A 12,748-nucleotide genomic window follows, 5' to 3' on the forward strand; every position below is an offset into this window, starting at 1 on the left:
CGGAGCAGTAAATATAGAGAGTTATGGCCAATTTTCAACAAAGGTTATTTACTTTTATTGCAAGTATTGATATAAAATTCACTTAAGGCTGCAAACAAACGTTTGATCATTTTTTAGGAACCACTTATGAACATCCAAATACAAAACCTATACACTAAAGCTCAAAAGGAACATCGTTTAATTATTGGATTAATGAGCGGAACCTCTATGGATGGATTGGATATTGCGCTTTGTGAGGTGAGTGGAAACGGAGCCGACACCAGCATACAGATACTGGCCTTTAAAACCGGTGAATACACTGATGATTTCAGATCTAAAATTAAAGCCGTTTTTTCGAAAAAACAGGTTGACCTGGAATTGGTTTGTCTCATGAATGAACACATTGCGAATACCCATGCCGAATTAATTAATGCTGCATTAAAAGAATGGGATTACAAAAACGAAGATGTAGATTTTATCGCAAGTCATGGTCAGACCATTTTTCATGCACCTAAATCGCTGCATAAACTAAACGATTATCCAAATGGTACGTTGCAGATAGGAGATGGAGATCATATCGCCGTTAAAACCGGAATTATAACGCTTTCTGATTTCAGACAAAAACATTTAGCCGCAGGGGGCGAGGGAGCGCCATTGGCGGTTTATGGAGATTATTTAATGTTCTCCAAAAAGAATGAAGATCGGGTAATGCTTAACATAGGTGGCATTGCCAATTTTACATATTTGCCAGGAAACCTCGATGCATCTGAAATTTTTTCTACAGATGTTGGCCCGGGGAATACTTTAATGGATCAATTCATGCAGCAACATTTTAATCAGTTTTATGATAAAAATGCACAGGTTGCGAAATCCGGCAGCCTAAATGATGAGTTGTTGGCAGCATTGCTAAAATGCGATTTTTTTGAAATCGGTTTTCCAAAAACCACGGGGCCGGAGTTGTTTAATTTGGATTATTTGAGGAATGCTCAAAAACGCTCATTAACTGAAAACATTAACGCTGAAGATGTGATGGCAACCTTATGTCATTTTTCGGCAAACACCATTTCAAATGCCATAAAAAAATGCTTTGGGATCGATGCAAAAGCCCAAATTTTTATGAGTGGCGGGGGCATGCATAATCCACTTTTGGTAGAGTTGCTAAAAAACAACCTCCCGAACTCAAATTTTCTTACCACCGATGATTTGGGTATTAATCCTGATGCGAAGGAAGCCGTTCTATTTGCAGTATTAGCTAATGAAACGCTTTGCGGTAAACCTATAAATTTTGGAAACAGGCAAGGTGTCCCGTCTGTTTGCATGGGTAAAATTAGTTTGCCAGAATAGTTGAAGTCTAATCTACTTTATCAATATATACCTTTCTTGCTAAATTACCAAAAGCATCTATTCCTTCTATAACCACCCTGTAATTCCCTTTTTCTCTAGGTTCCTGATATTCAAAACTCGCTAAGCCTTCTTTATCAGAAATAATATTAGGGTTCCAAAAGATAGTGCTTCGAAAATCTCTGGCATCTTTTTGCATCGGATTGTACTTTGGGCTGTAAAATTCTTTGGAAACATAATAACCCATCGGACTATAGGATGCAATTCCTGGCATTATTTGGTTCTTGTAAGAAGATCTGGTTCCTTTTTTAGTTGTAATGATGATAACACCCTTGTCTACTCCATATGCTGCTGTTAGTGCCGCATTTTTCAATACTTCTATGCTTTTAACATCTTGAGGAGGTATTTCCTGCAAAATAGTTGGGTCAACTTGTGCCCCATCAATTATTAATAGCATAGGAGTTGCTATATCATCCGGAACTGAACTTCTTGACAGATAAGCCATCTTATCCTTAATAATCACCCCCATAACCCTTCCTTCTATCCACTTAGGGAGATCGAAGGCAGTCACTAAATCGTCTTCTGCTATAACAACATCAGCTACACCAGGACCATTGTAGTTTGATGATTCTGTAATTGTTTTCCTGGTGGCAGTTATATTAACTGTTTCCAGATTTACCGTGCTTTTTAAAACACCCAATCTGGTTAATTCTTTAGTATAATTTTGATTATGCTGTAAATAGGGCAACATGCTACCATTAACATTTATTTCCAGATCAGCACTGTTTTTATTAATTGTTATTGCTTGGTACGGATTAGCGTCAAGTGTAATTTTTAAAGATTTTTGATCTTTTTCAGAGTCTGCTTTAATAATGAATCTGGTAGAGTCTTTAAAGGTTAGTTTATCAAAATTAAACCTTCCCTGATTGTCGGTAAATGTATCGAGAGAAATTATACCATTAGCTTTTGATGATGAAAAAAGTTGTATTTTTATTTTTTCGGCTGGTTTTGATGTTCTCGTTGTAACTGTTCCGCTTATTTGTAAAAATTTTTCAGGAAGAAAGGTAATTGGAATTGTTTTAGCTTGAAGGAAATTTTTCCATATAAAGCGCCGCCAACCTTGTGTAAGTAATAAAAGATCTAAGTTATTCTTGCTTTCTATGCTTTCTGTCAGGAAATAATAATTAGGTTTCTCCACATATCCAGCTAAATCAGAAGTCAACAATAAATCAGTAAAAATGTTGCTTTCATTTAATTCATCTGGTTTGATCTTAGTTATGTTATTTATCGAAACAGAGAAACTTCCACTGACTGGTTTTCCATCAAGAGAAGATTTAAAAGTTTTTTTTTCTTGAGCATCTTTTCCTTTAGTTGTTTGCATTAGGTCTATATTTAATTTCCCCAATTGATTTTTTATAAATAACAATCTTTCACAAACAGGTTGATTGTTTTCTGCCAATAAGGTTACCGTTAATATGCCAGAAGGAAGCTTAATTTTAGGGATTGTTGTGGAAATTAACTGCTTAGACGCACTGAATTGCGTGCTAAACATCACTTTGTTATTGTGTTGGGCAATCAGTTTAAGATCCCCTTTCGCTACTAACCCTTCACTTATAAAAATTTTTACGCCAATTTTGGTGCTATCGGTATTGTTTACAGCTAAGGCATACCCTTTCGGTAACGCTCCCCCAATGGGAAATATTTTTTCAGACCCATCAGAAAATCTCACTAGCGCATTATAAGTGTGACCTGATTGAGGGTTAAGTATAAAACTTCCCATGCCTAAATGTTGTGCCTTACTATCGGTAATCAGGGCGCCGTCAGTATCCTTAATGGTAACTGAAACATTTTCTCCTAAGCCATTATTATTAGTCGCTTTAAAAGCAATCTTTGTTGGTATATTCTCTAGTAAATTTCCTCCCTCCGGGAAAAATTGAATATCGACTTGATTTGATATTTGATTGATTAGAATGTGCTTGCTTGCCGATTGACTTCCTGTGAGGGCTATATTGGCGATGATTTCTCCGGCATTAAAATTTCTTATGTCTGCAGTAAATTTAATTTCAATTTCACCATCATTATCTGTTGTTGCTTTGCCTTTGGCATTAAATTGATTATTTAATCTAACTTCATAAGTTACCATGTTTCCCCGGTAGGGCATTCCATTTTTATCAGTGAATTTCGTTTTGCTGTAAACAACAGATGTATTGTTTTCAGTAAGAAAACGATAGCTGGTATTTGTAAAAACATTATTAGACCAGGCATTTCCAATCTTAATTACCTTATCGTAGAAAAATTCCTGGCCATCATTTCTCATCCAGTTGGTATATGCTCGGATACGATAATTTCCTTCAGGCAAAGAATCGGAAAGTTTAAAATCTCCCCAGCCTAAACCATAAGTTAATGGGATTTTTAGTTTCTTAGTAAAATTGCCTCTCTCATTTATTAATTCTATTTGTAATGCGTTACTAATTTCTGTAGGGGCATTCGTGTAACTGTCTATCACATATGCTTTAAACCAAATATCATCTCCAATCGCATAATAAGGCTTATCTAAATGAAGATGAATTTTTTCGTAATGTCTTTTTTGATTATACTCTTCTATTCTTCTGAGAAATTTTTCGAATTGACTTTCTTCTTTAAAACCAATAAAAAGTGTTGGTAAGATCAAAAGCAACAAAGCTGTAATGGTGGTTTTTCTCATAGTGGGAACGTTGATATGGGGGTTGGAAATTAATCACAATTTACGAATTGATATCTAATTTGATGTATTTCAAATGATTATTGTATACTTCTTTACACCTAATAAAAATTTGCTTTATGAGGTATTTTGTTAAATTTGTTTAAACCTAATCTTAACAGAAAAAACCAAATTTTATGGAAAAAAGTTACCTAAAATGGTCAACAAGATTTTTTGCAATTTTGATGATCCCATTTCTGCTGCTTTTATTTACAGAAATGGCACAGGCACAGAGCAAACGCTATACCATTAGCGGTAAAGTAACCGATGCCTCAAATAATGATCCCATTCCGGGAGTTGTAGTTAAAATTTTAAACACAAATTTAGCGACAAGCACCAATTCTGGAGGAACGTATTCTTTCTCGGTAGATTTAACACCAGGAAATTATCAGATTCAATTCTCTTTTGTAGGCTACAAAAGCAAAACACAGGCAATAAACTTAGACGTTAATGCTCAGGTACTCGTCAATACTACTCTCAGTACAGATGCGGTTGGTTTGGATGAAGTAATTGTAACAGGAACATCTCAAGGAACAACCAGAAAGCAACTCGGTAGTTATGTCAGCACAGTAAAGGGCGATGATTTGAATAAAGCACCAAGCGGAAATGCCTTAGCTTCGTTGCAAGGAAAAACGCCTGGGGCTCAGATTAGTCAGAATTCTGGAGATCCGGCAGGTGGAATCTCGGTACGTTTGAGGGGAGTGAGTTCGGTTAACTCTTCATCTGAACCGTTATATATTATTGATGGTGTAATTGTAAATAACTCAACTACCAGGGTAACAAATACATCTGGTAATTATGATGGAACTAATTTCGTAGGCAATATTGGACAAAATAGAATGGTTGATATTAATCCTGCAGATATAGACCGTATTGAGGTTTTGAATGGCGCTGCTGCGGCTGCAATTTATGGTTCCAGAGCAAATGCAGGGGTTATTCAAATTTTTACCAAGAGAGGTAAAACCGGAGAGCCTCAGGTAAGTTTTAATACCAGTTTAACCATTAGCGAGCTTCGTAAGCAAATTGAAGTAAACCAGGCACCTATAAAATTTGGTGGATCGGTGGATTTGGAGACACAAGATATTCTGACACCTGCACTAACCACAACTACCCCAGTTACCAGGTATAATTATCAGGATTATATTTTTCAAACCGGTGTAGGTACAGATAATTCAGTGTCAGTATCCGGAGGAAATGATAACACTAAGTTTTATACCTCTGCCGGTTATTTCTATAATCAAGGGATAATTAAAAATACCGATTTCAAACGAATGAATTTTAGGGCTAACCTTGACCAAACAATCAATAAATGGGCAAAAATGACAGCCGGTTTCAACTATATACACAGCGATGCAAATGAGAAGCCTGATGGTAATTCTTTTTTCTCGCCAATGAATTCCGTAACGATTATTGGTAACTTTCATGATCTGTTCACAAGAGATGCACTCGGTAATTTAAAGGCAGTTGGCGAGCGGGGCCGTGTAAATCCAGTATCGGTAATAGAAGACATCAAACAACGTCAATTCACTAATCGGATTATTGCAAATGCCGGATTAAAACTGACCCCTGTTAAAAATTTAACTGTTGATTACACCATGGGGGTTGATAACTCCATTCAAAATGGAACCACTTATATTCCACCATTTGCTTATAATGTAAGTACAGGTTTTTATGGAGGTGGCCCAACTTTAGATCCGTCTTTAAATGGTTATGCCAGCGCTGCAAATGCAACCACAACGCTATTTAATAATGAATTGAATTTTACTTACGACACGAAGATCTCGGACTTGTTAAGCTCAACTACGCAGCTTGGTGGTTCATACCAATATCAAAAAGATCTTTATAGCTTATTAAATGGCCGTGGTTTAGCTCCATTTGTTCAGGTTGTAAATGGTGCAAGTACAATTTTGCCTAATAATGATAGTCGATCAGAATTTTCAATCAGCGGTGCGTATTTACAACAAAACTTTAAGTACAAAGATCATTTATTTATAACGGGAGCAATCCGGGTAGATCAATCTACGGTATTTGGAGAAGACAATAGAACCCAATTCTATCCGAAAGCGAATATGAGCTATGTTTTATCATCAGCTGATTATTGGAAAGATTCAGGAGTTTCATCTTGGTGGAATGCTTTTAAATTGAGAGCTGCATACGGCGAATCGGGCAACTTAACGGGTATTGGGGCATATGATCGTTTCAATGTTTATTCGCCAGGATCGCTCAATAGTAAAACATCACTAACATCGAGCGGAACATTAGCCAATACCAGTGTAAAACCCGAGCGTCAAAAAGAGCTTGAAGTAGGTACTGATATGTCATTTTTTAACAATCGTTTGGGGTTAACATTCAGTTACTATAATAAGAGTGTTAAAGATTTATTGTTAGGAGTGGTAATTGCTCCGACTACAGGTTTCTCAAGTCTGCTGGATAATATTGGTGGTACGCTTAAGAATAAAGGTATTGAGTTGATGCTTACAGGGATGCCGGTAAAAACTCAGAATTTCTCCTGGACTTCTACCTTGATTTACAATAGGAATAGAAATAAAATTGTTGGGTCAGGTGCGCAAAGGCTGATTTCAACAAATGCCGGTGCACCGGTTTCCATTACAGATGGTTATCCGGTGGGCGTGTTCTACGGAACTTTCTTTGCTCGAAATCCTGATGGAAGCTTACTGACAACCCCACAAGGTATTCCTTTAACAGAAAGGGGAATTCAAAAATCTGCAACAGAATATGAAGTGCAAAGAGATGCCAGCGGCCAGCCTATTGGAACTGTTTTACGTAAGATTGTAGGTGATCCCAATCCAGATTACACCGGATCATTTGTAAATGATTTTACTTACAAAAAGTTGAGCTTACATATACAATTAGACGCGGTACAAGGTGGAGATGTTTGGAATGCAGACTGGAGAACCCGCCAAGGGGTAGGCAATGGAAAAGTAACTGAAGCAGAAAATTTAGGCCAATTACCAAGAGGTTATATTGCAGGAGCATATAATGTAGAAGAGTGGCGTGTTGATGATGGATCTTTCGTAAAGTTAAGGGAAATTTCATTGAGCTATAATATTGGCCAGGTAAAATTTATTAAAAGCTTAACAGTTAATATAAGTGGTAGAAACTTGATTTCGTGGGACAATTACAAGGGTTATGACCCTGAATTAAATTCAGGAGGACAATCAACAATTTTAAGAAATATCGATTTTGGTTCAGTGCCTATTCCACGTACTTTCTCTTTGGGTTTACAAGCAAGATTCTAATTAAAAACGATTTGTTATGAAAAATTTAAAATCAAAATATATAGGTTGTGCATCTCTTCTTATAGCAATTACATTTTCAACTGCTTGTAAAAAGGAGTACTTGAATCCTAATGCAGCTACAGCCAATGATGTGTTAACTTCTGCAAAAGGCTTAACAGGCGTAACTGTGGGTTTGCAGAAAACCTTTTCTACCAGTAGGGCAGGTTTACTGTATGCAGCAATCACGGTAAATGGATTAACTACCAATGAATTGATATCCATCAATACTGGTAATACAAATGAAGAAAGATTGGTTGCTGGAGGTGTACAAGTGGATGGAACAAATACTGTTTTATTAAACATTTGGGTTGGAGCAAATAAAATTATTTATGATGCCGACAATGTAATTAATAATGCTGCCAACCTTGCCGATAAAAATTATGCAGCTGGCTTGATCGCCCATGCAAGCATTTTTAAAGCTTTAGCATTAGGTAATTTGTCTGAATATTGGGAGCAGGTTCCTTCCGGGACCGGACAAAATGTATCTTTCATTTCTCGTATAGAAGGATATAACAAAGCAATCTCAACCATAGATAATGCCTTATCTGTAATCGCTGCAAATCCAATTAATGCATCTTTCTTAGGAAATATACCATCTGGCTTAGATATTCCGAACACACTAAATGCTTTAAAAGCTCGTTATGCGCTGTTTTCGGGAAATTATGCACTTGCACTTACTGCTGCAAATGCCGTTGATTTAACCAAGCGATCTACATTTACTTACGATGCTTTAAATCTTAATCCAATTTTTGAAGTCGCAACTTCTACTAATAACGTAATTCAACCAAAAAATTTGAATTTAGGGCAAACCGGCACCAATGTTCCAGATGCAAATGATGCAAGAATTCCATTTTATACTGCGGTTAATACAACAGTTCGTATTAATGGTTTTGGAGCAGGAACCTTTACTCAATTCCCTGTTTATTTGCCTGGAGAAGTAACATTAATTAAAGCGGAAGCTCACGCTCGCCAAGCTACACCGAATTTATCAAGCGCACTAACAGAACTCAATAAAATAGTTACAAAAACCGCAGCTACAGATCCTTTTGGCTTAGGGGCCGCGCTGCCCGCATTAACAGGAACTTATACACAACAACAGCTGTTAGATTTAATTTACAAACATCGCTGTATTGAACTTTTCATGTCTGGGTTAAAACTGGAAGATATGAGAAGATTTAATCAACCTTTAGCAGATCGCAAACGAAACTTCTTTCCTTATCCTTTTCAGGAAAGAGATAATAATACAAATACACCAGCAGATCCTGCTTTTTAAACAAGAACAGGGGGGCTGAGATTTCAGCCCCCCCTGTTTATAAAATATTTAATTCTTTTGAGCGATAACCCGCAAGTGCTTCATGACCTTGATCAAGCTCGGTAACGAGATAGGTAATACTTTCAATGGGGCATACCTTTAATCTTAACGAAATATCCAGTTTTTCAGAAATACACAATACTGCTGATTTTTTCGAAGCCGCAAGCATAGCTTTCTTGAGTTGATTAATTTCCCAATAGGTATCAGTCAGTCCGTCCTCTGGATGGATGGCACTTGTACCCATTAAGCATAAATCGGCTTTAATTTCAGAAAGTTGGGTAATTACCTGGCCTCCGTAAGTAACCTGAGAGTTTTTAGAGAATAAACCTCCAATTAAAATAACCTCAATATTATTGTATTTAGCTAACTCCACTGCTACGAGCGGGCTAATGGTGAAAAATGTAGCTGCAACGTTTTGTGGAAGTTGTTTTACTAATTCCAATATGGTGGTGCCGCCACCTGTTAAAACTACCATGCCATCCTTAACAAGTGATATGGCTTTCTTAGCAATAATAATTTTGCTATCTCGCGCATAAACTGTGCTATCATCAAAAGAACTATGGTAAGATTTTGATAATGCACCCCCATGAACTTTAAAAAGCAAACCTTCTTCGACCAGTTCTTGTAAGTCTCTTCTTATTGTATCCTCAGATACATTGAGTAATTGAACCAAATCTGAGGTAAGTACACGGTTGTGCAGATTGATTTGGCGCATAATGAAATCATGACGTTCTTTTTTTAGCATATTAAGTTTGGTTTTATACGAATGTAAAAATACTTTTCAATTATTTGCGTGTTTATGCGTGTTTATGCAATTAAATATTGTGATGGTTGTATAAAAATCTTTGTTGTTTTGTTTTTTTATTGAAAAACATTTATCATATTTACTTAAAATTTACATAAAATGCGTTATTGTGCGTGTTTTGGCAAACAACAACTAACTAATTTAACTAAACAAATTCTTACTTACCACTTATTGGCAGTTTATGAAAAAAAAGCTACTATTAATTTTTCTTGGTACTTTTTTGTTGCTGGCCCAGGCCTTTGCGCAACAAATTACCATTACCGGTAAGGTTACATCAAGTGATGGACCTATACCTGGTGTTTCCGTGCGTGTAAAAGGAACCTCTGTAGTTGCACAAACCAATGGTGACGGAAACTACTCCATCAGAGCGCTAGCTTCTGATGTCTTACAGTTTACTTATATTGGTTATAAAACCGTTGAAAGAACTGTAGGCACAAGTTCAGTAATTAACGTTTCCTTAGCGGCTGACGCTGGCAATTTGGATGACGTTGTTGTAACTGCGTATGGAATAGAACGTACTAACAGAGCGTTAGGTTATGATGCACAAAGTATTAAAGGGTCTGATATCGCATCAACTCAGCGTGATAACTTTATTAATTCGCTACAGGGACGTGTTGCCGGCGCAACCATTACCTCTACAAGTGGAACGCCAGGGGCTTCAACTTCGATCATTATTCGTGGAGCGGTATCTTTAGATGGAGATAACCAACCACTATTTGTAGTTGATGGTTTACCGATCTCAAATAATACATTTAGTGAGTATGGATTAGTGGGGCAGGGAACTTTCAACCGGACAAATGATTATGGAAATCGTGGAATGGATATCAATCCGGAAGAGATTGAAACACTTACTATTTTAAAAGGGCCAGAAGCAACAGCACTTTATGGAACTCAGGGGGCATCTGGAGCGGTAGTAATTACAACGAAAAAAGCCAAAGCCGGAACTGCAAGTGTAAGTTATAATAACTCTTTTAGAGCAGAAATCCCATATCGTTTTCCAGAAGTTCAAACCGTATATGGTGGTGGTGCAGGTGGGATTTTTGATGAAGAAGTACGTACCAGAACATATTTTGGAGCTAAATACCCTAATAGATTCACACGATATGATAATTTAGATGCTTTTTACAAAACTGGCTGGACACAGAAACATAATGCATCTATAGAAGGAGGAACGGATAAGCTTTCTGTTAGATTAGGTTTGAGCTATACCAATCAGGAGGGGGTTATCAAAGGAACGGATTATAACACAATAAATGCTAAACTTTCGGGTACTTCTAAAATCAGCAGTAAAATTAGCATGAATGCCTCTTTGAACTTTATTTCATCTAAAACAAATAAAACATATAAAGGCGCAGGTAGTCCAATGCTGAGTGTGTTAACATGGCCTGTTGTAGATGATATTAGAAATTATTATACAGCTACCGGTGATAGAAGAACAATAACAGGCAGTTTATCAGCTGAACTGGATAATCCGCTTTGGGCAATGGAAAACAATCCAAATTGGGATAAGGTTAATCGGGTTATTTCCAATGTTGGATTCAATTATAGACCGACCGACTGGTTGAATTTTCAGGCAACAGCTGGAGCAGATGTTTATGCCATGCAGGGATTAGGAGCATACCATCCACAATCTTATAATGCAAACGTTGCGTCTACAACTTATGGAGGTGGTGGAATCAACACCTTTAACGATAATTTAAGATTATTTAATGGTTCATTTGTGGCTACGATTAAAAAGGATTTTGGCAAGTTCAAGCCATCATTTGTGGCGGGTTATGATATTTCAGATAATCTTGAAGAAATTAACTCACAATTTGGTACAAAATTCTATCAGCAAAAATTTTATAGTTTAAATAATACTGATCCAACCACTCAAAGGGTTGCCTATCAAAGTATATTAAAACGTAAAATGGGTGTTTTCGGACAAGCAACATTAGGATATGATGATTTGTTGTTTTTAACTTTAACAGGTCGTCAGGATTTTTCTTCAACATTACCTATTGATAATTATTCATTCTTTTATCCGGCAACATCTTTAAGTTTTGTGTTTTCAGATCTTCCTGCATTTAAAAACGCTAGCTGGCTTTCTTCTGGTAAATTAAGAGCTTCCTGGGGGCAATCAGGTAAGGATGCTAAAAAAGCATATATTACCAAAACATCTCTGATTCCTCAAACAACAACAGGTGGAGGTTTTGCAGTGGATGTAACACTAGGAAATCCAAACCTAGTTGCTGAGTTCACAACTTCATCTGAAGCAGGTATTGATTTAAGTTTCTTTAAAAATAGATTATCGGCTAATTTTTCTTATTATAAAATTGTAAGTAACGGGCAGATCACAGCTCCTCGTTTGAGTTATGCAACAGGTGCCATTCTGGAATATATCAACAGTGGGAAAGTTGTAAACAACGGTTTTGAACTTGTTGTAAAAGGCTCTCCAATTCGCAATAAAGATTTTAGCTGGGATGTGACTGCAAATGTTACCAGGGCTAGGGGAAAGATTACATCTCTTCCTGCAGACCAACAGACTTTCTACGTATCGGATACCTGGTTGTTTGATAATGTAAGAAGACAATATGTAGTTGGTTCATCAGTTTCTGCATTAGCTAGTATGGAATACCTTAGAAATAACAATGGAGATATTCTTATTAGCCCTAGCAATGGTCTGCCAATCAGAAGTACTGAATGGACACAAATTGGGGATACTGCTCCGGATATTGGCATAGGTATTATTAATAGCTTCTCATACAAAAACTTTAATTTATCTTTCCTTTTTGATATCCGTAAAGGTGGAGATATTTATAATGCCACTGAATTATACTTATATGCCAGAGGTATGTCAAAAAGAAGTTTAGACAGAGAAACACCACGTATTATCAAGGGCGTATTAAGAGATGGATTAGAAAATACTGCAACCCCAACTCAGAATAACATCGTGGTTGTTCCATACATCACAACCTCATACTATTCTACGGCTTTTAATACTTTAGATTTTATCGAAAAGGATATAAACTGGATAAGATTGAAAGACATTACCTTAGCATATAATTTACCTAAATCTTTATTTGCAAGAACTAACGTATTTAAAAGTGCCAGTGTATTCTTTACCGGTACGGATTTATTATTATTAACCAACTATAAAGGGGTAGATCCATCTGTAAATGGTTTAAGTGCAGCTTCTGGAGGAACAGGCGGTACAGGTATAGATTATGGTTCCTTTGGCCAGCCGATGGGATTCAATTTTGGTTTAAGAGTCGGATTTTAATTAAAGAAAC

General features: G+C 36.6%; 6 protein-coding genes. 4 read left to right on the forward strand and 2 right to left on the reverse strand.

The features are described 5' to 3' along the window. Positions 1 to 126 precede the first annotated feature (126 nt). Complete coding sequence (locus DU508_RS07075; RefSeq protein WP_115402138.1) at positions 127 to 1,323, forward strand: anhydro-N-acetylmuramic acid kinase; 1,197 nt, start codon at positions 127 to 129, stop codon at positions 1,321 to 1,323. Between the two features lie 7 nt (positions 1,324 to 1,330). Here DU508_RS07075 and DU508_RS07080 read toward each other — a convergent pair whose 3' ends face one another. After that, complete coding sequence (locus DU508_RS07080) at positions 1,331 to 3,463, reverse strand: TonB-dependent receptor (protein WP_147273598.1); 2,133 nt, start codon at positions 3,461 to 3,463, stop codon at positions 1,331 to 1,333. A 734-nt stretch (positions 3,464 to 4,197) separates the two neighbouring features. Here DU508_RS07080 and DU508_RS07085 point away from each other — a divergent pair. After that, positions 4,198 to 7,320, forward strand: a complete 3,123-nt coding sequence (locus DU508_RS07085; RefSeq protein WP_115402140.1) for a SusC/RagA family TonB-linked outer membrane protein — start codon at positions 4,198 to 4,200, stop codon at positions 7,318 to 7,320. A gap of 16 nt (positions 7,321 to 7,336) precedes the next feature. After that, positions 7,337 to 8,632, forward strand: coding sequence for a RagB/SusD family nutrient uptake outer membrane protein (locus DU508_RS07090; protein ID WP_115402141.1), 1,296 nt, complete (start codon positions 7,337 to 7,339; stop codon positions 8,630 to 8,632). Positions 8,633 to 8,669: 37 nt separating this feature from the next. Here DU508_RS07090 and DU508_RS07095 read toward each other — a convergent pair whose 3' ends face one another. Next, positions 8,670 to 9,416, reverse strand: a complete 747-nt coding sequence (locus DU508_RS07095; RefSeq protein WP_115402142.1) for a DeoR/GlpR family DNA-binding transcription regulator — start codon at positions 9,414 to 9,416, stop codon at positions 8,670 to 8,672. Between the two features lie 241 nt (positions 9,417 to 9,657). Here DU508_RS07095 and DU508_RS07100 point away from each other — a divergent pair, with 241 nt between their 5' ends. Next, a complete protein-coding gene (locus DU508_RS07100) occupies positions 9,658 to 12,738 on the forward strand; it encodes a SusC/RagA family TonB-linked outer membrane protein (protein ID WP_115402143.1) in 3,081 nt (1,026 codons plus the stop codon). Positions 12,739 to 12,748: the final 10 nt, after the last annotated feature.

Origin of the sequence: Pedobacter chinensis (assembly GCF_003339865.1) — a bacterium.
Lineage (GTDB): Bacteria > Bacteroidota > Bacteroidia > Sphingobacteriales > Sphingobacteriaceae > Pedobacter > Pedobacter chinensis.